Annotated in this window: 17 protein-coding genes; 5 read left to right on the forward strand and 12 right to left on the reverse strand. The window is 47.9% G+C overall.

Annotated features, from left to right (window positions below; translation table 11 throughout):
- Positions 1-48 precede the first annotated feature (48 nt).
- Positions 49-2,835 (forward strand): hybrid sensor histidine kinase/response regulator transcription factor, encoded by a 2,787-nt coding sequence (locus AC5JBY_RS18445; RefSeq protein ID WP_495906109.1) that lies wholly within the window; start codon positions 49-51, stop codon positions 2,833-2,835.
- Between the two features lie 57 nt (positions 2,836-2,892).
- Here AC5JBY_RS18445 and AC5JBY_RS18450 read toward each other — a convergent pair whose 3' ends face one another.
- Together AC5JBY_RS18450 and AC5JBY_RS18455 are read right to left on the reverse strand one after the other, a co-directional pair.
- Positions 2,893-3,807, reverse strand: a complete 915-nt coding sequence (locus AC5JBY_RS18450) for a hypothetical protein (protein ID WP_495906110.1) — start codon at positions 3,805-3,807, stop codon at positions 2,893-2,895.
- A gap of 40 nt (positions 3,808-3,847) precedes the next feature.
- Positions 3,848-5,161: an MFS transporter gene (locus tag AC5JBY_RS18455; RefSeq protein WP_495906111.1), complete on the reverse strand. Its 1,314-nt coding sequence runs from the start codon at positions 5,159-5,161 to the stop codon at positions 3,848-3,850.
- 132 nt (positions 5,162-5,293) lie between these two features.
- Between AC5JBY_RS18455 and AC5JBY_RS18460 the strand changes: the two genes are divergently transcribed.
- Positions 5,294-5,785, forward strand: coding sequence for a hypothetical protein (locus AC5JBY_RS18460; RefSeq protein WP_495906112.1), 492 nt, complete (start codon positions 5,294-5,296; stop codon positions 5,783-5,785).
- Between the two features lies 1 nt (position 5,786).
- Here AC5JBY_RS18460 and AC5JBY_RS18465 read toward each other — a convergent pair whose 3' ends face one another.
- Positions 5,787-7,526, reverse strand: coding sequence for a ComEC/Rec2 family competence protein (locus AC5JBY_RS18465; RefSeq protein WP_495906113.1), 1,740 nt, complete (start codon positions 7,524-7,526; stop codon positions 5,787-5,789).
- Positions 7,527-7,537: 11 nt separating this feature from the next.
- Positions 7,538-9,613, reverse strand: coding sequence for a hypothetical protein (locus AC5JBY_RS18470; RefSeq protein ID WP_495906114.1), 2,076 nt, complete (start codon positions 9,611-9,613; stop codon positions 7,538-7,540).
- Between the two features lie 326 nt (positions 9,614-9,939).
- Between AC5JBY_RS18470 and AC5JBY_RS18475 the strand changes: the two genes are divergently transcribed.
- Positions 9,940-11,220 carry a SprB repeat-containing protein gene (locus AC5JBY_RS18475; RefSeq protein ID WP_495906115.1) on the forward strand — a complete coding sequence of 427 codons (1,281 nt, stop codon included), beginning with the start codon at positions 9,940-9,942 and terminating at the stop codon, positions 11,218-11,220.
- A gap of 80 nt (positions 11,221-11,300) precedes the next feature.
- Here AC5JBY_RS18475 and leuB read toward each other — a convergent pair whose 3' ends face one another.
- The 4 genes from leuB to leuC form a co-directional block, all read right to left on the reverse strand.
- Entirely contained in the window at positions 11,301-12,374 is a 1,074-nt protein-coding gene (leuB, locus tag AC5JBY_RS18480; protein ID WP_495906116.1) for a 3-isopropylmalate dehydrogenase, read from the reverse strand.
- 25 nt (positions 12,375-12,399) lie between these two features.
- Positions 12,400-13,893 (reverse strand): hydroxymethylglutaryl-CoA lyase-like TIM-barrel protein, encoded by a 1,494-nt coding sequence (locus AC5JBY_RS18485; protein ID WP_495906117.1) that lies wholly within the window; start codon positions 13,891-13,893, stop codon positions 12,400-12,402.
- Positions 13,894-13,940: 47 nt separating this feature from the next.
- Positions 13,941-14,537 carry a 3-isopropylmalate dehydratase small subunit gene (leuD, locus tag AC5JBY_RS18490; RefSeq protein WP_495906118.1) on the reverse strand — a complete coding sequence of 199 codons (597 nt, stop codon included), beginning with the start codon at positions 14,535-14,537 and terminating at the stop codon, positions 13,941-13,943.
- Positions 14,538-14,619: 82 nt separating this feature from the next.
- Positions 14,620-16,023, reverse strand: a complete 1,404-nt coding sequence (leuC, locus tag AC5JBY_RS18495) for a 3-isopropylmalate dehydratase large subunit (protein WP_495906119.1) — start codon at positions 16,021-16,023, stop codon at positions 14,620-14,622.
- A 241-nt stretch (positions 16,024-16,264) separates the two neighbouring features.
- Here leuC and AC5JBY_RS18500 point away from each other — a divergent pair, with 241 nt between their 5' ends.
- Together AC5JBY_RS18500 and AC5JBY_RS18505 are read left to right on the forward strand one after the other, a co-directional pair.
- Positions 16,265-17,419, forward strand: coding sequence for a tetratricopeptide repeat protein (locus AC5JBY_RS18500; RefSeq protein ID WP_495906120.1), 1,155 nt, complete (start codon positions 16,265-16,267; stop codon positions 17,417-17,419).
- A gap of 41 nt (positions 17,420-17,460) precedes the next feature.
- The gene (locus tag AC5JBY_RS18505; protein WP_495906121.1) at positions 17,461-18,207 is read left to right on the forward strand and encodes an NIPSNAP family protein; all 747 of its coding nucleotides are present in this window, start codon (positions 17,461-17,463) and stop codon (positions 18,205-18,207) included.
- A 4-nt stretch (positions 18,208-18,211) separates the two neighbouring features.
- Here the strand turns inward: AC5JBY_RS18505 and AC5JBY_RS18510 are convergent, their stop codons facing one another.
- The 4 genes from AC5JBY_RS18510 to AC5JBY_RS18525 form a co-directional block, all read right to left on the reverse strand.
- The gene (locus tag AC5JBY_RS18510; protein WP_495906122.1) at positions 18,212-19,111 is read right to left on the reverse strand and encodes a glycoside hydrolase family 43 protein; all 900 of its coding nucleotides are present in this window, start codon (positions 19,109-19,111) and stop codon (positions 18,212-18,214) included.
- Positions 19,112-19,164: 53 nt separating this feature from the next.
- Positions 19,165-19,701: an SRPBCC family protein gene (locus tag AC5JBY_RS18515; RefSeq protein WP_495906123.1), complete on the reverse strand. Its 537-nt coding sequence runs from the start codon at positions 19,699-19,701 to the stop codon at positions 19,165-19,167.
- A 96-nt stretch (positions 19,702-19,797) separates the two neighbouring features.
- A complete protein-coding gene (locus AC5JBY_RS18520) occupies positions 19,798-20,796 on the reverse strand; it encodes an MvdC/MvdD family ATP grasp protein (RefSeq protein WP_495906124.1) in 999 nt (332 codons plus the stop codon).
- A complete protein-coding gene (locus AC5JBY_RS18525) occupies positions 20,789-21,751 on the reverse strand; it encodes an MvdC/MvdD family ATP grasp protein (RefSeq protein WP_495906125.1) in 963 nt (320 codons plus the stop codon). Before AC5JBY_RS18525 ends, AC5JBY_RS18520 begins: the two co-directional genes overlap by 8 nt.
- Positions 21,752-21,781: the final 30 nt, after the last annotated feature.

Here is a 21,781-nt window from a genome sequence, read left to right on the forward strand (position 1 = left end):
GGGCGACCCACCCTGAGATTGTATCCAGTATACAAAACATCGAACCGAATGCTTGCTATGAAAAGGCGCCACCCGCTGCTTACACGTTGCTTCGTCCTCACCTGTCTGCTGGCAGCAGTCGTGCTCATTGGCTGCCACCCCACCGATAAGCAACAACAATATATAGTAGGATTTTCCCAGTGCGGCGACGCCGACCTCTGGCGTAAGAGCATGTTGTCGGACATGCAAAGAGAGCTGGCCTTTCATCCGGAAGTCACCTTCCTCTACCGCCAAGCGGATGATAACAGTGAAACTCAAATAAAACAGGTACGCGAGCTGCTAAACAAGGGCATCAACCTGCTGATCATTTCTCCAAACGAAGCCAGTCCCCTCACGCCTGTGGTGGAAGAAGCCTGGCAAAAAGGAATACCGGTGATCGTGGTTGACAGAAAGATCGCCTCCACGCATTACACCAATTATATAGGAGCAGACAACTATGAGATCGGCCGCATGGCCGGCCAGTACACGGCTCACCTGCTTAAAGGCAAAGGATCGATCATCGAGGTAACGGGTTTACCGGCCTCTTCACCTGCCATGGAGCGCAAACGAGGCTTCAGAGATGCCCTGGCTGCATTTCCTGCATTGGAAGTGATCAAAGAAGTACAGGGCGATTGGGTGAAACAGAAAGCCAAAAAACAATTGAACGGGCAAGAAGCGGCCCTGCAACAGGCCGACCTGATCTTTGCCCACAACGATGTAATGGCGATGGGCGCCAAGGAAACAGCCATTACAGCCGGCGCAGCTCAGGTGAAAGTAATAGGCGTGGATGCTTTGCCCACTGCCGGAGCCGGATTGGATATGGTAAGCGAAAAGAAACTCACAGCCTCCTTGCTCTACCCCACCGGTGGCAGCGAAGCCATCCGCAATGCTATCGCCATCCTCCACAAAGAACAGGTGCCCAAAGAAACGCTCCTGCAAACATTGGTAGTAGATTCCTCCAACGTCCGCATCATGCAGCTGCAGGCCGAAAAGATCGGCAGCCAGCAGCGCGACATCCGCCAACAACAACAGATGCTGGCCGAACAGAAACGCATCTACAACAGCCAACGCACGCTCTTATATATATTAACGATCACCCTGCTGATTGCCATCTTCTTTGCCGGACTGCTGTTCTACTCACGCCAGCTCAACCGCCGCATCAACCACAAGCTGGCCCTGAAGAACGAAGAGATATCGCGGCAAACACAGCAACTGCAGGAAATGAGCGCCGCCGCAGAAGCAGCTCATGAGTCACGGATCAACTTCTTTACCAAGATATCTCACGAGTTTCGCACGCCCCTCACTCTCATCATAGCTCCTATCGAAGAAATGCTGGAGCAGGCACGCCTGCAACACCACGCCAAGCAACAACTCACCCTCGTAAAGAAAAACGCCTTCAGGCTTTTGCGCCTCGTCAACCAGCTGATCGACTTCCGGAAACTGGAGTTTAACAAGATGCAGGTAAAAGCATCTGAACTGGACATGGTAGCATTGGCCAAAGAAGTGGTGGCCACCTTTCAGCAAATGGCTCGCAAACGGCACATCGATTGCCGGCTGATCACACATGAAACAAGCGTAATGGTGTGGGCTGATGCCGGCATGCTCGATAAAGTGTTGTTCAACCTGCTGTCCAACGCCTTCAAGTTCACGGCCGATCATGGTTCTATCCTCGTGCGTGTTGGCCGCAATGCCACACACGTTACCCTCGTGGTAGAAGACAATGGCGTGGGCATGAGCGATGAAACACTGGCACACGCCTTCGACCTCTTTTACCAGGGAAGCATCGACACGCACAAAGGCTCCGGATTGGGACTGGCGCTTTGCAAAGAACTGATACACCTGCACCGCGGCACCATCGATGCCAAAAGTACCATCAACAAAGGCACTGCCTTCGAGATGCAACTGTTGCAAGGCAAAGAACATTTCAGTGAGGAAGAACTATCCGTCATCTCCATCGACGAGCCCCTCGAACGGTTTAGTAACTACTATACTGCCGACCTGATGCCGCTGGACGAAGACACGGAAAAAGAAAACGAGACAGACCACCGCCGTAACAGCAAACCATTACTGGTGATCGTAGATGATAACCAGGAATTGCGCGGCTTCCTCAAACGCCGTTTACAAACCACCTACGATATACTGGAAGCAGAAGACGGCCAGCAAGGCATACAACTGGTATTCGACTACCTGCCCGATCTGGTGATCTGCGACCTAATGATGCCGGTAAAAGATGGCCATGCTTTCCTGAAGTTGGTGAAAGCTGATGTACGTACGGCCCATATCCCGGTCGTGCTGCTCACGGCCAAAGCCAGCAAGGAGCAGCAGGTGGAAGGCTTCCGCAACCAAGCCGATGCCTACATCGTAAAGCCATTCGATATGGATGTACTGGACTCTACGGTGAGCAGCCTGCTGGCCAACCGCCGCCAACTCAAACAACATGTGGAAACACCCATTCCAGCCGATCTGCGCGTACCCGCCTCCCGCAAAAATGACCTCCGCTTCCTCAGTGAATTCAAAGCATTGGTGATGCAGAACATAGCCAATGAACAGTTCGGGGTGGATGAAATATGCCGGCAGATGGGCGTGAGCAAAGTGCAGCTATACCGCAAGGTGAAGGCATTATTACATTGCAACATCAATGAATACATCCTGCAGGTACGCCTGCAGCGCGCCAAATACTTATTGCAGCATGAAGATGTATCCGTAGCAGAAGTCGCTTACCAAACGGGGTTCGCTTCTCCCGCTTATTTCTCTACTGTATTCAAGAACCACGAAGGTATTTCACCGTCTGTATTTAAAGGAAAGACGGGGCAATAAATACCATCAGTCTGGCCGCCTGGAGCGGCCTGACCGGTAAGCGAACAGAAACTTTTTTTAGTTCATCGGGAAAGTGGCGCTTGTAAGGATCAATGAATTGATACCATCATTGGAGTACGCATCATATTCAACCTGTTTACCATCTTTGCCGATAAAAGGTTTGATCCGGTTGGTCTTATCAAGTAAATATGCCTTTCCTGAAAAGAAATAACATTCAAAAAGACCGTTATTCCCATTAGCAGTATTAATAAAAACAGGGCTGTTGCTTTTCTTATCATACCCTGCGAAAAAATCAGACTGGAACTCTTCAATCAAGGTTGCTTTGCGGGTAGCAGGATCATATAAGATGTAAAAGCTAACACTGCAGGCCAGACCGCTACAACCGCGAACGTATCCGGAAATAAACAGGTATTCTTTGGCCCCGAATTTCATCACGCAGCTTTTGTCAGCATCTATTGTGAGGCTGTGGAGGTAAAATGGCCCGGAAAGAGAAGTATCGATTTCAAGACCTGCTCTTAGTTCGCGCCCATTGATGAAAAGTTTATTGGGAATAGTATAATCTTCATATGTGTCGAAAATTTCTATCACATACCGTTTGCTCCTGCAGATCTGTCTTTCAGCAATAGGTTCTTGCTGCTTATTATACTTATATATAGTCGTATCTGAGAACGCAACCGGTATTCTTACGACGCCAGTGGTATCGATAAAATTCGCAACCAGCATATCAATCGCTTCTTTATTGCCGGCGGGCTTGAAAACAGCTAAGGGCTTTATTGAATAAAAACTATCGAGCAGGTGCTTCCTTTCCAATGAATCCCTGATACGGTCAGCATCAGTATAAGGATTATAATTAATGACAGTATCTACAGCCGCAAGGGCGGTATCCTTATTGGTTGGTGGAATTGTTGGTTGTTGTTTATACTTACAGGCCACCGCAAGGATGGCCATACAGAGGAAAGGGATTAGTTTCATAGCTTCTCCTAAAATATACATTCAGCAAGAAAGCTCATAGTTAATGTTTCGCCAACTCTTCGTTCAGGCGGGAAGTATGTTTGGTATCCTTCATGAACAGGTATACCAACAAAGAGACCAGGATACAGCCGGTTATATACCAGTAGAACCAGGATTCATGACCGGCTTTCTTCATCCACAGCGCCACGTATTCGGCACTGCCACCAAAGATGGCCACCGTAAGCGCATACGGCAACCCTACCCCCAGCGCCCGTACTTCGGCAGGAAACAACTCCGCCTTCACCACGGCATTGATGCTGGTGTAGCCGCTCACAATTACCAGTGCAGCCATCAATAGTAAAAAGGCGATACTCAAGGAAGTGGTATGGCTCAGCGCCGTAAGTAACGGAACGGTACATAGCACCCCCAACACACCAAAACCGATCAGCAGCGGCCTGCGACCGATCCTGTCGGACAAGGCGCCCAGCACCGGTTGCAGCAAAGCAAACAATAGCAAAGACACGAATGACAACAATGTCGATTGCTCCTTTGATAGCTTGACCGTATTTACCAGGAACTTTTGCATGTAGGTGGTATACGTATAAAAAGCCAGCGTTCCGCCCAATGTCAATCCCACCACCGTAAGAATGGCTTTAGGATGATTGAGCAGTTCACGCATGGTGCCCTTCTTTACTTCCTGCTTTGATTGCTGTTGTTCAAAAGAAGGTGTTTCCTGCAGGGTGCTGCGCAGGTAAAGTGCAATTACCGACAAGATAGCGCCGATCACAAAAGGAATACGCCAGCCCCAGGCATGCAGTTGCGCCTCTGTCAACAACAGCTTTTGCAACACCAGCTGGATGCCCAAAGCAATCAGCTGGCCACCGATCAACGTCACATATTGAAAACTGGAATAAAAACCCCGACGGTTGGGCGTAGCCATCTCACTAAGGTAAGTAGCCGACACACCATATTCACCACCCACACTTAACCCCTGCAATAAACGCGCTACCAATAAAGTGATGGGCGCCATGATACCGATAGAAGCATACGTAGGTGTAAACGCGATCAGCAAAGACCCAAACGACATCAGCAGTACCGACCAGGTCATTGCCTTCTTCCGCCCTGTTTTGTCGGCAATATATCCAAACAGCCATCCGCCTATCGGGCGCATCAGGAAACCAAGTGCAAAAACACCGGCCGTATTCAACAGTTGAGCAGTAGCATTGCTGGCGGGGAAAAAAGAAGCGGAGAAATACAGGGCAAAAGCCGAATAAGCATACCAGTCGTACCATTCCACTAAATTGCCAACAGCCCCACCTATAATAGCTTTGAGCCTGGATAGCGATATTTTTTCAGCCGGTTGATGCTTATTCATCGTAAGGTTAGATATAAAGTATAGGCAGCGAACTTACCAATAAAACCGGCAAAAAGCATTTTTAGCAAGGAATTTGCATAATAGCCCATAGCTAACGCTTAACGCATAGCCCCTCTTTAAAATCAATCACTTATGAAAAAGATCGCCCTCGTCATTACCTGCCTCGCCCTGACCAGTGTTTCCATGGCCCAATTGAAAGCCAAAGCCGTTTGTCCCGACTTTGATATAGATATTCTTGAAGGAAGGGTAAACAACAGATTCAAGGCCAATGCAGGTTTGGGGGAATTAAAAGGCATATTCCCTTGCTACACCAGCATCACCGGCGACACTGCCAAATGTGGCGAAGCCATCTACTTTAAAGACAAAGACATTACCTTCTTTACAAACCGGGACTACATCGAGATCGGGGAAAAATTTAAAGGAAAGATGAGCGTTCCGTTGATCGGCGCCGTACGGGGCAGCTTATTCAAAACCCTTGGTCATCCGAAAATGAAGGACGATACCTGGGATGCGTATCAAACATCCTACGGCACACTCGTACTACATTACAACAAAGCCAATAAAGTACGACTGATCCAGTTCAGCACCCGGGAAACCACTTCATTAAGCCTCTGCGAACAATAGTTTATGGGGCAACATGCCCAAACTCAAAAGTATATTGCTTGTACAAAGCGGCGAGGTCATCATCCCGCCGCTTTGCTTTATAAACAGCTTCATCCAGCGTACCAGGATCGAGTGTCAACGAAGGCGCTCCATCCACTTCTGTTTCATCCATAATGAAAAAACGGCCACCGGTTTTCCGGATCAGTTCGGCCAGCAGATGCTTGTTGGGCATGGTTGACTTCCATCCCTTTGATATCCGGTTCCTGTCGAGGGTAGCCATGGCCACCATATTACTCTCCGGCATCATATTGATGCCCTTTTCGAGTGCCGTACCATTATAGCTGAGGTGATGGCCTACCTTGTAAAAAACAGTCCGGTTCAGCAGGTCTTCCACCAGGTGCTTTTGATTACGTCCCTTCTTGTTCCAGGACTGAATAAGGTGCCAGCTTTCCCAACTGCCATACTCAGCATCGCCCGGCATAAGAATAACCTTACCATTAGCTTCACACTCGATTGCCAGCGCAAGACTGGTATTATTGATATGGCTGGTAAGGCGTAGGGCAAGAGAACCGGCACTCATCAGCCATTCACTATCGATCCGGCGCCAGTTATCATTCGCACCTGTGTATTTGCTTTTTGTATTCGGGCCTGTTACCCGGTCATCAACTACATATTCATCCGTAAAAGGCAGGTCGGGCTTGTCGGTGGGATTGGAAAATCTTGAAAACGCCCTTGCGGCGAGCGCACTCTCATTCAATGCCATATTCTTGCGGAAAACATCCGTGCCCTGCTTACCCTCTTTAAAAATAAGATCACGGTTCTTAGGAGGCCCCAGTACATGGAACTTTACGCCGGCCAGCCCATCGACGCTAATGGAACTTCCCGGATTCAGGTATTTTACCCTGGTCTTTTTATCGCTCAGAATATCTTTTATCCGCTTCATGCCGGCCAGTGGTTTTCCACCGGTCTCGGTTGTTGCTTCAAGATTGATCTCGGCCAGCGAGTTCATACCATTAAGAAATGCTTCCCGCGCAGCTTTCAACTCAAAGGCAAAAGCGCTATCGGCAATAGCCTGCTGGATAGCAGGCTCCTGTTTTTCGATCTCCTGCATGGCACTTCCCAATGCCGCTTTCATGGCAGTTCTTTTTTTGAGCAATTCAGCAGCTTCTCCACCGGGATCATCGGGATGTTCGGTCCAGGCAAACCACGCGGTCTTAATAACCATACGCTCGAACAGATCGCCACATTTTTGAAAGCCATTCACATGATCCTGGTGTTCATGCGTAACCACCAGCAAGTCGACCGTATTCCCAATATATTTACGCAGGTCCTTCACATATGGCAGGAACCAGTCCGGATCACCCATACAACATCCACAATCAATGACGATATTGAAAGGGCTGCCCTCCCGGTCGAAGAATTTGATCACAAAGCAATCGCCGGTACCAATACAATACATGCGAATAGATACAGTACCCGGTTTTCCCCGTTCCTGTTCCCAACTGACATTTGCAGGACCGTCTTCGTCAAGCAGTTGCTTAGATACAGACTTTTTCGGCGTAGTCTTTTTAGGTGCAGTCTTTTTCGGTGCAACTTTCTTTGGGGCAGTCTTCTTTGCCGCCTTTTTCTTGACTGCATTTTTCTTCACTGCCGTCTTCTTTTTGGCAGCTTTCTTCTTCGCCGCTTTCTTAGGCGCTGCCTTTTTCTTTAGTGCTGTTTTCGATTTGGAAGCAGCTTTCTTCTTTACAGCTTTAGTTGCCATGGATCAGGAGTTTAATGCTGGTGTAAAAATGCAAAGGGTTCCATGATACGTTGAGAAGGATCACTGAAATAGGCAGCAAAAGCACTTTCGCCGCTCTTCTGCCTGAAGTCGAGCAGTCTTTTAAATCTGGCCATGTTAATGGTAACACCACGCGACTGATCTGTATCGATCAAGGGCTTGGATACCGCATACCTCAACTTCAGGCTATCCAGGTCAAAGATCAGGGTACACCCACCTTTTAGTTGCTCAAACCCGTCGGGCATAGGTTCCCGGACCTGGTCTTTTGCATTACGTTGAATAGGTTTGAAGCGGTGAAATACCAGTTCATCTTTATCCTTTTCGATCTTTACTGCACTGGATTGAAGAATAGAAAATATTACCTGGTTCACCTGAGCATTGCCAGGACCGACACGGGATACCAATCGAAGGTTTTGTATCTGAAAATTAGGGCCATCATAACTATCAGTAGGACGAATACCTAATTCCAAAAAATTACGGACAAAGACCAAACCAGTGATATGACTGAAAGTAGGCGACTCGCCAAATTTATTACCAATACGTCTGTGTAATCCCTGGATATCCCATTTTTTTGTTGTAGGATTAAACTTCCCTCCGATATAATCTTTGGTCATGGAATAGATCTTCTCCCGCTTCTTTACATATTTGATAGCATTGCTGTAATCTCTTAAAAAGCCATTGATGACACCAACCAGGTACCTGGTATTCCAATCAATATTGCCTTCGATATCGCTGGCATTTTCGCTATCGTAGGGCATTGCCTCGCCCGATTCATAAGTAGCATAGCCTATATCCCAATCTTTGTAGCGTAAACTTTCTTCACTCAGCGTTTTAATATCTTCCGGATAGATACCCCTCCGCCGGAAAGCATCGATAAAAGCGAGCCGGTAGTTGCGTGTGTCTTCCTTCACCAGGTCACTGTCGGCAGTAATGATGGCTCGCAGGTAATCACCAAATGTGATGTCGACAGGCGGGCAATAATCCAAGGCACGGATACACATCGTGAGCACATGTGCTGCCGACTTGGATGCTTCTTCCGCCAGCCGGTTGACGAGATCGGGATGCAGGTCGCCCTGTGGCAGAATGCCCGAACCATTGGAAGCAATACGCAGCAGGTCGGCCACGCGGCTTTTATAGATACTCAGGAAGGCTTCAAAAACTGCCGCCACCAGGATACTGCCGCGGGCATGCGGTTCCATTTCCGTGCGGTAGGCCGAAGGATTGGGTACGGCAGCTTCCCACTTCTTTGTCGTTTCATTTACCTTACCGATCGCATCGCGTAAGCTGCCATAATCACCAATGGCAGAACCAAACTCCTGGGCCAGTTGCCCTAACAGGTTCTGCGATGCGAGGTCACCCCTCGTGCGGGCTATCTGGTGTTTTAGCACATCGGGGAAAGTAAAATGCTGGAACAGTGCTACGATATCAGCAAAAGCCTCGTGAAAGGCCAGCACGTCAGGATTGGTAGGATCATTATAGCTGGAGTGCATACCATCGAGAATGGCATGCGTGGTTTCATGAGCAACAATATCATGGCTCAATGCAGTAAACACCAATGAATCGGGCATGTGCAGCGTTTCATCGGCGGGATTGGAGGAGAAATAGCCAAACAGCAGGGCTTTTTTCAGTGGGCTATAATAGGCATTGGCCTCCCTGAGGGCATGCGGGTAGATCCGTAGCTGAGCAACATATTTTTCGTAAACGCCGCGATCCTTTACTCTTTGGGGCGCCCATAATATCTGACGCCCAAGCGCCTTTTCAAAATTATTAATGGTCGTCATCACTACCGCATACACCATTTGCTGGTGGAATTGCGGATTGCCCTCGCCTGGCTCGATACCATCCTGCGCAAGAATATAGTGATTATCAAGGTCCACCGGCTTGTAATACTTCTGAACAGTGGGGTCATAATCAATTATCTCCACGTATTCACCACAAGGGCCTGGCGTGACTGTTTCCCAAGGAACTTTGTAGACGATCTCATTGATCGCGGCGGTATCAATTTTCAATGACAAAGAGGGGTCAAAAGCGTAACCCCTTAGCTTACGGAAGGGAGGAGGCTTAGTCATATGGAGTCAATTGATGATTATTGCAGATATGAAAGTATAACATTCTCCGGCTATTACCATCAGTATAAACACGGTATTTTCTGACCGCCCTCCCCGGCGGGCCAATCCCCGGTTGGTTAATGCCCCCGAACTCACAATATGTCCTGCACACACTGGTTGGATTTATTCCGGGAAAATGCTACCTTTTCATCACAGCGTTTACACCAGGTAGTAACTGAATAAACGCTGCCCCAAAACCAACTACTGCTATGAAGCGTTACGTTAGGCTACCACGCCTGTGTGTACGAAGAATATTTTGTTTAGCATTGCTGTCATTGGCCATGCTCATGAGATTACCATCTCAGGCACAATGTCCAACTATTGCTGTTACCGTTGCCGCCACCAATGTTGTTTGCAGAGACGATAGTACAGGAAGACTGGTCATTGAAGCTTCCGGCGGAACAGCACCCTATGAATACAGGATATTAAGAACCGGCTCATCCGGCCTTGTATGGGAGAATTACCAAAGTTCGAATACCTATAACAACCTGCCCTGGGGCCAGTATATTATCACCACCAGGGATGCGAACGGCTGCACACGGCTTAGTACCAGGCTACTTACCTATAAAAGTACCGGTCCTACCATTGCCGCCTTTCTAAAACAGGATGCAATTTGCCACAACAGTCAGACAGGCTTCATTTACATTACTACCATAACAGGCATCAACAGAGCAACACCTTATACTTATGCATGGACAGGCGTGCCTTCCAATACACCAACAGCTCCTGCCCTCGCGGCAGGCGATTACACAGTACGTGTAGCTGATTCGCTTGGCTGCTACAGGGATTCCACCATAACGATCACTCAGCCTGAGCCCTTAAAAACAACTTTCGAAACGGGCACCATCTGTATAGGAGCTACCAATGGACAGATCGCTTTAAAAGCCGCAGGCGGTGTAGCGCCTTATACTTATAATATTAACAATGATGCTGCCTGGCAAACACCCACCAGCTTTACAGGGCTCACCACCGGCACGTATACGCTAAAAACAAAAGACGCCAACACCTGCATCGACTCTTTCAAAGTAACGGTCCCCGAAAGGAACCGCGTCAATACTTATGTCGATTTTGTTATAACAGGCAATCAGAACGTATCGGATACGGTACAAATGACCCAGAAATGCCTGCCCCAGCCAGATTCTGTAAAGTGGGAATTTCCGGCCGGCGCAATCGTTGTAGACAATAACCAGTTTGCACCCAGGCTTAGGTTCAACAATGATGGGACTTTCAAGATCAAAATGATCCCTTACTTTGGCAGTTGCAACCTGCCCGTGGAAAAGGAGTTTAAAATAAAGCAACAGCATAACATCTTCGACGCTGCAATCGTCACACCCAACCCCAACAGAGGCCAATTCACGCTGAAAGTACAGCTATCGCGTAAACAACCATTGCAGGCATACCTGAGAACCGTGACCGGTACTTTGGTCTATTATAAGCGCTGGGAAGCTACCCGGGAAGTAACAGAAACGATCAGCATGGACAACACCGGCACGATCCCCCGCGGGGTCTATTACCTAAAACTCATCACCGACAATGATGTCAGAGATATACTCGTCGTAAAACAATAATAAACATAGCGACAGGATATAAAGAGAAACGCCCTCCGTTGATCAACGGAGGGCGTTTCTCTTTATCAATGAAGTCGAGATCAGATATGCTTCAATACTTCAGCGCCAATTGCTTCCGTGCCCAGTATCTTATCGGCAGGTGTAGTTGAATCGGCAATGTCTCTTGTACGGAAACCAGCTTTCAGCACTTTATCAACCGCACTGATCACGAGGTCAGCCTCAGCCTTCAGGCCAAAAGAGATATCCAGCAACAAGGCTGCAGACAATACAGAAGCCAGCGGGTTGGCAACACCCTTACCGGTAATATCATGTGCAGAACCGTGGATCGGCTCATAAACACCGGTACCATCACCAATAGAGGCAGAGGCCAGCATACCCATAGAACCAGCGATCTGGGAAGCTTCATCCGTAAGGATATCACCAAACAGGTTGGCGGTCACTACCACATCGAAACGGCGCGGATCTTTGATGAGCAACATAGCAGCAGCATCCACAAACTGGTGCTCTACTTCTACATCAGGATATTCCAATGCCACTTTCTGTACCACTTCTCTCCACAGCCTGGAAGTTTCAATAACGTTGGCTTTATCTACCGAGCATAATTTCTTTCTGCGCGTGCGGGCAGCATCGAAAGCCTTGCGGGCGATGCGCTCCACTTCAAAGCGACTGTATTCGGCAATATCATAAGCCGTGTCACCATTGTTCTTTCTACCCTTCTCTCCAAAATAGATGTCACCCGTCAGCTCACGGAAGAACAGGATATCAGCACCTTTCAATATTTCAGGCTTGATGCTGGAAGCACCGAGCAGTTCATCAAACAATTTGATAGGACGCAGGTTGGCATACAGGCCCAGTTCCTTGCGCATCTTCAGCAATCCTTGCTCGGGTCTTACCTTGGCAGAAGGATCGTTGTCATATTTAGGATGACCAACAGCACCAAAGAGAACGGCATCCGACTTACGCATCTTTTCCAGCGACTCATCGGGTAAAGGATTGCCGGTTGCTTCAATGGCCACGTGCCCGATCAAAGCTTCATCATACGTAAACGTGTGTCCAAACTTAGCAGCGATCTTATCCAATACTTGCTTACCAACTGCCGTAACTTCCTGTCCTATTCCATCGCCCGGAACAATGAGAACATGCTTATTTGCCATGTAGAGATATTTATGAGGTGAACTATTAAATCAGGTTTAGCATTTTCTGCGTTGCTTTGATCGCAGAAACAGTCTGGTCACTATCAAGCCCGCGGGTGATGAACTCTTTGTTATTATGCGTCCAGGTAATGATGGTTTCACACAAGGCGTCACTCTTACCGCCCGGCGGAATGCGTACTGCGTAATCGGCCAGTGAAGGCAGTTCCTGCTTTCTTTTCTTGTACACTTTTTTCAGTGCATTCATAAAGGCGTCATACTGACCATCGCCCTGTGCATGCTCTTCATACAACTCTCCTTCTACAGAGATACGTAACGTCACAGAAGGATTGAGGTTTTTGGAGTGCGTCAGCACATAGTTCTCGATGATCACTTTCTCCTCGATTGCGTTGCTGTTCAACACGTCGGCAATGATATAAGGCAGGTCGGCCTGCGTTACCACTTCCTTGCGATCGCCCAGCTCGATGATGCGCTGCGTTACTTTCTTCAGGTCAGGGTCGGCCAACTGAATACCCAGCTGATGCAGGTTATTCTCGATATTGGCCTTTCCACTGGTTTTGCCCAGTGCATATTTACGTTGACGACCGAAACGCTCAGGCATCAGGTCGCTGAAGTATAATTTGTTTTTCTTGTCGCCATCCGCATGGATGCCTGCTGTTTGCGTAAACACATTCTCCCCTACTACCGGTTTGTTCACCGGAATGCGGAAACCGGAAAACGATTCCACCAGTTTACTGACCGTATACAAAGACTTCTCTGTTACGGCCGTTTTAACCTCGGGCATAAAATCATTCAGCACGGCGATAGCACTGGCCAGCGGTGCATTACCTGCCCGCTCGCCCATACCATTGATGGTAAGGTGAATGCCATGAGCGCCTGCCTTTACACCTTCCAGCACGTTGGCTGTACCAAGGTCATAATCATTGTGCGCGTGGAAATCGAAATGCGTATCAGGATACCGTTCTACAATGGAGGAGATGAACTCATACACTTCAGAAGGAATGAGTACCCCCAATGTATCGGGCAACATGACCCGTTTTACGGGCTGTGTAGTGATGAAGTCAAGATACTGGAACACATACTCTCTGGAATGCCGCATACCATTACTCCAATCTTCGAGGTACACATTACATTCCAGCCCCTTCTTCTTTGCCAGCGCAATGACCGCAGCTATTTCTGCGAAGTGCTGCTCAGGCTTTTTCTTCAACTGGTGTGTGAGGTGATTGAGCGAACCCTTGGTGAGCAGGTTCATCACTTTGGCGCCGGCTTTTTGCATCCATTGAACAGACACATCGCCATCCACAAAAGTGAGCACTTCTACTTTATTGAGGAAGCCATTGGCTTTGGCCCATTTGGTAATGGCCTTTACCGCGGCAAATTCACCATCGGAAACGCGGGCAGAAGCGATCTCGATCCTGTCCACTTTTACATCAGTCAATAGTAGCTGGGCAATCGTCAGCTTCTCAGAAGCAGAAAAAGATACACCGCTGGTTTGCTCACCATCACGGAGCGTTGTATCCATTATCTCGAGATAACGCGGGGCAGAAGACATAAAATCGTTAGGGCTGTTTAATACATGCTTTTAGCAGCAAAAGATTGAATTTCGGTTTTCAAGGATTGCAGATAATCAATATCATCATACCCATTCATCATATTGTGCTTCTTGTAACCATTGATATCGAAAGATTCCTTCTCGCCGGTGGCGAGGATGGTAATGGTTTGTTCAGGCAGGTTCACTTCCAGCTGCGCATTGGGATCAGCCTCGATACCCTTAAAGATCTTGTCCAGGAAGGCAGGACTTACGGTTACAGGGAGGATACCGATGTTCAAAGAGTTGTTCTTGAAGATATCTGCAAAGAAACTGGATACCACACAACGGAAACCGTAATCGTAAATAGCCCAGGCAGCGTGCTCACGGCTGCTACCGCTACCAAAGTTGCGGCCGCCCACCAGTATCTTACCGGAGTAAATAGGGTTGTTCAATACAAAATCCTGCTTGGGTGTATCGTCGCCATTGAAGCGCCAGTCGCGAAACAGGTTATCACCGAAACCTTTCCGTTCAGTAGCCTTTAAGAAACGGGCAGGGATGATCTGGTCAGTGTCCACATTCTCGATGGGCATGGGAACCGCTGAACTCTTCAATACCGTGAATTTATCGTAAGCCATTTTTAGATGATGGTTGTAATAATTAATAATTGTTTTGAAGCTATTAGCTGTTAGGCTTTAGCTGTTGGCAAAACACCAATACCTAAATCAACTCCCGCGGATCTGTTACTACGCCCGTTACGGCGGCAGCAGCAGCTACCAGCGGACTTGCCAGCAGTGTTCTTGCGCCAGGGCCTTGTCTTCCTTCGAAGTTGCGGTTGCTGGTGCTCACGGCATATTTACCGGCAGGGATCTTGTCGTCGTTCATAGCCAGACAAGCAGAGCAGCCGGGCTGACGCAATTGGAAACCTGCTTCAGTAAGGATATCGAGGATACCTTCTTCTTTGATCTGCTGTTCTACGATATGAGAACCGGGCACGATCCACGCAGTAATGTGATCAGCTTTCTTACGGCCTTTTACTACAGAGGCAAAAGCGCGGAAGTCTTCAATACGGCCGTTGGTGCAACTGCCGATGAATACATAATCCACCTTTTTACCCAGCATGGCCTCGTCTTCATGGAAGCCCATATAGTCGAGTGACTTATCATAGCTGGCTTTGCTGCCACCAATTTCTTTGGCAGTAGGGATATGTTTGGTGATACCCATGCCCATACCAGGGTTGGTACCATAGGTAATCATAGGCTCGATATCGGCGGCCTGGAAATTATGCTCTGCGTCGAATGTAGCACCAGGTTCAGTTTTCAACGTCTTCCAGTAAGCCAGTGCTTTATCCCAGGCTTCACCTTTGGGGGCCTTTTCACGGCCCTTGATATAAGCAAAAGTAGTTTCGTCGGGAGCGATCATACCACCACGGGCGCCCATCTCGATGCTCATGTTACAAACCGTCATCCGGCCTTCCATGGTCATATTCTCAAACACCTCACCGGCAAACTCTACAAAGTAGCCAGTAGCGCCGGCAGCCGTGAGTTTGGAAATAATATAGAGCACAACATCTTTCGGCGTAATGCCTTTGCCCAGTTTACCATGCACATTGAGGCGCATTTTCTTAGGCTTGGGCTGCATGATGCACTGAGAAGAAAGCACCATTTCCACTTCCGACGTACCGATACCGAAGGCGATAGCGCCAAAAGCGCCATGCGTAGAAGTATGTGAATCACCGCACACGATGGTCATACCCGGCAGGGTAATACCATTTTCCGGACCTACTACGTGCACAATACCATTCTTGGGGTTGTTGAGCCCCCAGTGAGAAATACCATATTTGGCGGAGTTGGTCTCCAGCGCTTTCAGCTGGTTGGCAGAAAGCGGATCCTGCACCGGCAGGTGCTGGTTGATGGTAGGCGTATTGTGGTCGGCAGTAGCGAAAGTCTTTTCCGGGAAGATCACTTTCAGTCCCCGGCTTTCCAGGCCGAGGAAGGCCACCGGGCTCGTCACTTCGTGAATAAAATGGCGATCGATAAAAAACACATCGGGGCCGTCGTCAATTTTCCTGACCACATGGGCATCCCATACTTTGTCGAACAGCGTAGCAGACGTCGTACTCATTTTGTATAATTTAAAAGAGAATTGCGAATTTCTTAAAATATATCCGGATAATCAGGTTTTTACTCCCCTTTTTTCTAACCTAAATCATAAAACAATTAAAATTATCTGACAACCCGGCAGATGCTTTCCACCCCATTTCATTAGTCACTGCTAATAGGATATTCCAGCAGCTTTATTATATTTAAGTTCCTTATGCAAATGTAACTCAATAATTTAGACCCTAAACGTCAGATTTTCACCAATGAACAACCTGGATAATCCCGACCTGAATCAGGTCTGGGCTGAATCGAGAGTGCTGGCTATCAGGTGTAAGCATGATTTCATCCATTATGACCACTGCTTTGTGGCCATGCTCCATGTCCCCTGCCTGGCCCAAAAACGCCTGACGGCCCTGGACCCGGCCGAATGCCTTGACTGGCTGCAAAAGCAATATCCGGCTACCGGAAGTAAAACAATGGAAGACACCATAGCACTGACATTGCGCATGGAAAGGATTGTAAGCCATACAGTACATATAGCCCAGCAACAGGGGAAAAGCCACTCCGTCGATTCCGTACACCTGTTAATGGCCATGCTCAGCTACGACAATGAGGTATCGCAAAAGATAAAAAAAGCAGGGATTATTTATGAGGACATTGCCGACGGGTTGCCTAAACAGCCGCTTACCATACCATGGCAGCAACTCCGTAAGCCTTCCTTCCTCGCCCGGCTCTTTGACCTGGCTCCCACTATGCAGGAGCAGACGAACAAGATCCACAAGCATGCAGATGACTTATACCATTACCAACAATATGAGGAGTGCATTGCCACCTGCCACACAGGCCTTGCAATAAACCCGGGATTCAGCGGTTTTAAGTTTTTACTGATCAATTGTTGGTTAAAGAAAAGAGACTACCATAAGGCTATTAACCTCTTTCTTGAAATCATTGAATTCTATCCTCATGCTTCCAATTACCTGTGGCTATCCTTTATGTATGACGAGATTGGCGAATACCAGAAAGTGGAAGAAATCCTGCAAAAGTCACTCACTAAAGAGCCCGACAACGATGAGTTGCTGAACAGTATGGGATTTAATCTTTACCGTCAAGGCAGGTATACAGAAGCAGTACCTTATTACGAAAAAGCCATTCAGGCCAACCCTTCCTTTGCTTATCCATATGATAACCTTGGCTTTGTCAAGCACAAGCTGGGACAAACAGCAGAAGCATTCACTCTGATCGATCAATCGCTGGAGTTGGACAAAGGCAACTCCTATGCATACATGTTCAAAGGAAGGATATACCTGGACCAGGGCAACAAACCGCTTGCGCTGGAACAGTTTCAGTTGGCGCTCAGGTACGGGTTTACAGAAACGTATGGAGAGGAAGTAGTAGAGTTGATCAGGCAATGTCAATAATTCTTGTACAAAATTTCCTGCAGTATTGTAGCTTTATCTGTATGAAAACATTGCGTTGCCTTATACCCATGCTGCTGTTCATTCAGCTATCCTTTGCCCAACAGGCTGATACCCGTTATTTTGAATTGCGCATATACTACTGCAATCCGGGTAAGCTAAATACCCTGGTTGAGCGCTTCACCAATCACACCACCCGTATTTTTGAAAAGCATGGCATGACCAATATCGGCTACTGGCTGCCCATCAATAATCCCGACAGTGCCCTGTATTACGTGCTGGCCTTCCCCAACAAAGCAGCCCGCGACAGTTCCTGGAAAAACTTTGTCAACGACCCGGAATGGAAACAGGTGGCCGCTAAATCGGAAGAGAATGGTAAGATCATTGCGAAAATCACCTCTGTGTTTATGAATGCTGCCAGCATCTCCCCTATCATCAAAGCATCACGCCAGGGCGCTGACCGCACCTTCGAGTTACGCACTTATACCTGTCTGCCCGGCAAATTGCCAAACCTGATTGCCCGGTTCAGGGACCATACCCAAAAGCTGTTTGAAAAGCACGGCATGACCAATATTGCTTATTGGACCACTGTGGCAACGGATACTGCTCAGTCTAAGTTGGTTTACATACTGGCCCACAAAAGTGAAGAGGCAGGGAAAAAGTCCTTCGAAACCTTCCGCGCTGACCTCGTGTGGATAGCCGCCCGCGACGCCTCTGAGAAAGATGGCAAGATCGTGGAGAAAGTGGAATCGATCATGATGAAACCGCTCTCCTTCTCTACGATCAGGTAACCTTCTATTCACCAAGCGCACCTTCCGAGGTCATGATCACGCGTTTGATAGTGTCGTCGTCGTTGTAGTATAAATGATCGACGCATACAGAGCGCCGGTGGCTGCCGCCCTCCCTGAGTGCGCCATTGTGGTAGAAGAAATAAGATTGTCCTTTGAAGTCGAGGATTGCCGGCCGGTTGGTTTGACAGTTACCGGCAATTTCATTGAGGATGCCTTTAAAAGTCCAGGGACCATGAATGCTTCTGCTCATGGCATAAGCTACCTTTTCCGGGAAACCATAACCATAAGACAGGTAATACCATCCATTGCGCTTGTGAATATGGGCGCCTTCTGCAAACCCTGGCAGGGAGATACGTTGTACAGGAGAATCCAGCTCCAGCAGATTGGGTTTTAATGTAGCATAATAACAAACACTATTACCCCAGAAAATGTGTGCAGAACCATCATCATCGATCAATACCGTAGGGTCGAGATTAACTTTTTCAATATGGGGGTCGGGCACCATGTGTTGAGTGATCAGGGCTTTCCCTTTTGCATCAACAAATGGACCAGTAGGATGATCAGAAACAGCTACCCCGATGGCCTTGCCTTTTATCGTGGCGTGTGATACAGCGACAAACCAATAAAATCGACCGTTGTGATGTATTACTTTGGAAGCATAGGCATCGCCACTGGCCCAGGCAAAGCTGGTAGCTTTCAGCGAAACAGGATGCTCCTTCCAGGTAATCATATTATCAGAAGAAAAGCAAAGCCAATCATTCATCACATAACGTTCTTCACCGGGAGGCGCCTCATCATGACCTGTATACAGGTATACCGTATCACGATAAGTGATCACCGTAGGATCGGCTGTGTATTTGTGCCTGATGATCGGATTACCCGGAAAGAGATCATTTTCCTGCATAACAATACTGCTTTCAGCAGTTGCTGCAAGATAAATGCCAGGGCTACCTGCTATTAATTAGATTCGACAGTGCGTTTAAGATTGGACAGTCCTTTGTCAAAAGTCTCACCCATGACTTTGTCCATGTTCATCACCAGCAACATGGCATTCATTGGGTAAGCGTATTCAGTGCTGAATCCCCAGGTAACTTTAGTAGCGCTACCTGCTTCTTTCAGGTCAATAAAAGCTTCGGCTTCTCCTTCGAAAGGTTTAATAAAATGAAGATGGGAATCTGCCCTGTTGGGTTGATCGAGTTTGGTGATCTTTTGTTCACCGGCACCTACCTTTTCGCTTTCCCATTTATAGCCGGAACCTACTGTTCCGTCCTGCCCTTCAAAACTTACTTTTATATTGGGATCTTGTTCTGCAAAAGGGCTCCATTTATTCATATTGACCAGCGAGCTCACCTGCGGCCACACTTTTTCGCGCGGTGCATTGATGGTAATCTCTCTTTCAAGATGATACTTCCTGGGCGCAATCAAACCCGCCACCAACACAATAATGATCAATACCAAAATGATTATCCCAAGGACCTTGAAGAATTTTTTCATAATTGTTGTTTGTTTAGGTTAAAAGAAAGTACGTGAGCCACTGCCATCCTGGGGTGGCTATTGAATGAAACGTACCGTAAATTAACCTTTTCTTTGCTAACCTTCCCTACGTGGCGCCGCTCCCATTAACACAGCAGCTATTTGCCGGGAAATGGCGTGATCGCAGAGGCGGTCGAGCCAGAAGAACTCTCCGGCGGCATTTACTTCGAGGAAATAATATTGATCATCTGGTGTAAGGATCAGGTCGATGGCGCCGTAATTGAGGCCATATTCATCCATGAAGGACAACAGATTTTCCTTTACGTCACCTGGTAATTGATAAAGCTGCCAGTCGTGCACCATGTTGGCGCCTTCCTTGCGCCAATCTACCCGGGCATTATCTATGCGTTGTGAATCGATACTGAAAGCAAACACTTCCTGTCCTACGATCGTTACCCGCAACTCCAGCTTCTTCTCCACCTGCTGTTGAAATACCATGGGGCAATAACGTAGCGTATCCAATTCCTGCAAATGACCGGTGGTGACGGCATTTGTAAACACCACATGTTCTTCCGCTTCGCGGTACACAGCAAAGGAGCTTTGCATTTTACTGATCACACTGCCCCCCTGCTCTTCTATAAACCGGCCTACTACCGCAGGATCGTTACTGATGCAAGTATCGGGAATCAGTAACCCATTGCGTACAGCCACTTTTAGTTGTTCTTCTTTGCTATCGAGCCGACGGTAAACGCTGTTACGGGCCAACTGAAAGCAATTCAATCCTTCGAGCATGCCCATCAATGTACGCTTCACTTCACCAATGGTGGCTGGCAGGTATTCAGGGTCGATCACCGTTTGCAATCCTTTACCCAGGTTATAACTCCTGCGGTACCAGACAGCGGTCACATCTTCGAGGTCATGGATGCCACTGCCTGTATCCAGCAGAATACGCCAGCGCCCCTTTTCAAATGAAGTGGAAAGGGAGGCTTCCAGCGGATAACGATCCACATCGAACCGGACAGCCACACCTCCAGCTTTTACAATATTATCAATAACAATTTGGGTGCTGGTATTATCAGCACTATGTGTAACAATCAATATCTTTTGTTTAGCCATTTTTAATACGTGTTATCAGTTTTTCAGCAATGGTTTCTCCAATAGGATAACCCAGGTATTTTTGCAGCATCCCCCATTCTCCCTGCGGGTTCACTTCAAGGAAAACATAATCGCCATTGTTATGCCTGATCATGTCGATGGCGCCGAAAAGAAGGCCCAATCCCTTCATTAGTTGATGGAGTTTCTGTTGTACTGCTGCCGGTAATTCATACAACTGCCATTGTACCGGTCCACCTGTTTGGGCGCGCCAGTCGGTAGGCGCTGTCCCTTCCGTGTGCGGTATCTTACCTGCAAAACAAACGCCGTCTATATAGGCGATGCGTAGCTCATATGCCTTGGGAATGTACTCCTGAAAGATCATGGGACAATAAGCCAGCAGGTCCAGCTGCTCAAGCATGCCGGCCGTCAACCGTGTAGTAGGGAAAAAAGCACCATCGCCTTTCATGGTTTTGGATAAAGCATTGTGCAGCTTCATCACTACCTCTCCTTTACAGTGCGTGAAGAATTCACGAATCGCAGCTGCATCATTAGTAAAAATGCTGGCCGGCACTGTAAGCCCTACCGCATAGGCCACGCGCAACTGTTGCAGCTTATCGTTGCACACCGCATGATCGGCCTGCAGAGGATTCATCCACGGCACCCGTTGCAATGCATGCAGAAAGAGGTCCCGGAATGTTTTATACTCACGGATAAAGACGGATTGATATGCCGGATCAAGATCGTCAGGTGTTTTCATCTCCCACAACTTCCGGTACCATACGGCGGATATCTGCGTATCGGTAATGGTGTGTCCATTGCCCGATAAGCCATATTGCTGCAGAGAATAATGGAGTTTATAGCCTGTAGCAAACTCATCAGTATTTAAACGATAAGAAGGGACACCCATCTTTTCAAGATGCTGCTGAACGATATCGATGGTATAAAAGTCATTGGAATGGGTAATGCACAAGACCATGGCAATAGTAAAAACAAGCAATAGCCGGAT

The organism is Paraflavitalea sp., assembly GCF_059502485.1.

Excerpts from the sequence above, each read along its gene's own strand:
- AC5JBY_RS18445 (WP_495906109.1), top strand. The coding sequence starts at position 49 with ATGCTTGCTATGAAAAGGCGCCACCCGCTGCTTACACGTTGCTTCGTC.
- AC5JBY_RS18450 (WP_495906110.1), bottom strand. The coding sequence starts at position 3,807 with ATGAAACTAATCCCTTTCCTCTGTATGGCCATCCTTGCGGTGGCCTGT.
- AC5JBY_RS18455 (WP_495906111.1), bottom strand. The coding sequence starts at position 5,161 with ATGAATAAGCATCAACCGGCTGAAAAAATATCGCTATCCAGGCTCAAA.
- AC5JBY_RS18460 (WP_495906112.1), top strand. The coding sequence starts at position 5,294 with ATGAAAAAGATCGCCCTCGTCATTACCTGCCTCGCCCTGACCAGTGTT.
- AC5JBY_RS18465 (WP_495906113.1), bottom strand. The coding sequence starts at position 7,526 with ATGGCAACTAAAGCTGTAAAGAAGAAAGCTGCTTCCAAATCGAAAACA.
- AC5JBY_RS18470 (WP_495906114.1), bottom strand. The coding sequence starts at position 9,613 with ATGACTAAGCCTCCTCCCTTCCGTAAGCTAAGGGGTTACGCTTTTGAC.
- AC5JBY_RS18475 (WP_495906115.1), top strand. The coding sequence starts at position 9,940 with ATGAGATTACCATCTCAGGCACAATGTCCAACTATTGCTGTTACCGTT.
- leuB (WP_495906116.1), bottom strand. The coding sequence starts at position 12,374 with ATGGCAAATAAGCATGTTCTCATTGTTCCGGGCGATGGAATAGGACAG.
- AC5JBY_RS18485 (WP_495906117.1), bottom strand. The coding sequence starts at position 13,893 with ATGGATACAACGCTCCGTGATGGTGAGCAAACCAGCGGTGTATCTTTT.
- leuD (WP_495906118.1), bottom strand. The coding sequence starts at position 14,537 with ATGGCTTACGATAAATTCACGGTATTGAAGAGTTCAGCGGTTCCCATG.
- leuC (WP_495906119.1), bottom strand. The coding sequence starts at position 16,023 with ATGAGTACGACGTCTGCTACGCTGTTCGACAAAGTATGGGATGCCCAT.
- AC5JBY_RS18500 (WP_495906120.1), top strand. The coding sequence starts at position 16,265 with ATGAACAACCTGGATAATCCCGACCTGAATCAGGTCTGGGCTGAATCG.
- AC5JBY_RS18505 (WP_495906121.1), top strand. The coding sequence starts at position 17,461 with ATGAAAACATTGCGTTGCCTTATACCCATGCTGCTGTTCATTCAGCTA.
- AC5JBY_RS18510 (WP_495906122.1), bottom strand. The coding sequence starts at position 19,111 with ATGCAGGAAAATGATCTCTTTCCGGGTAATCCGATCATCAGGCACAAA.
- AC5JBY_RS18515 (WP_495906123.1), bottom strand. The coding sequence starts at position 19,701 with ATGAAAAAATTCTTCAAGGTCCTTGGGATAATCATTTTGGTATTGATC.
- AC5JBY_RS18520 (WP_495906124.1), bottom strand. The coding sequence starts at position 20,796 with ATGGCTAAACAAAAGATATTGATTGTTACACATAGTGCTGATAATACC.
- AC5JBY_RS18525 (WP_495906125.1), bottom strand. The coding sequence starts at position 21,751 with ATGGTCTTGTGCATTACCCATTCCAATGACTTTTATACCATCGATATC.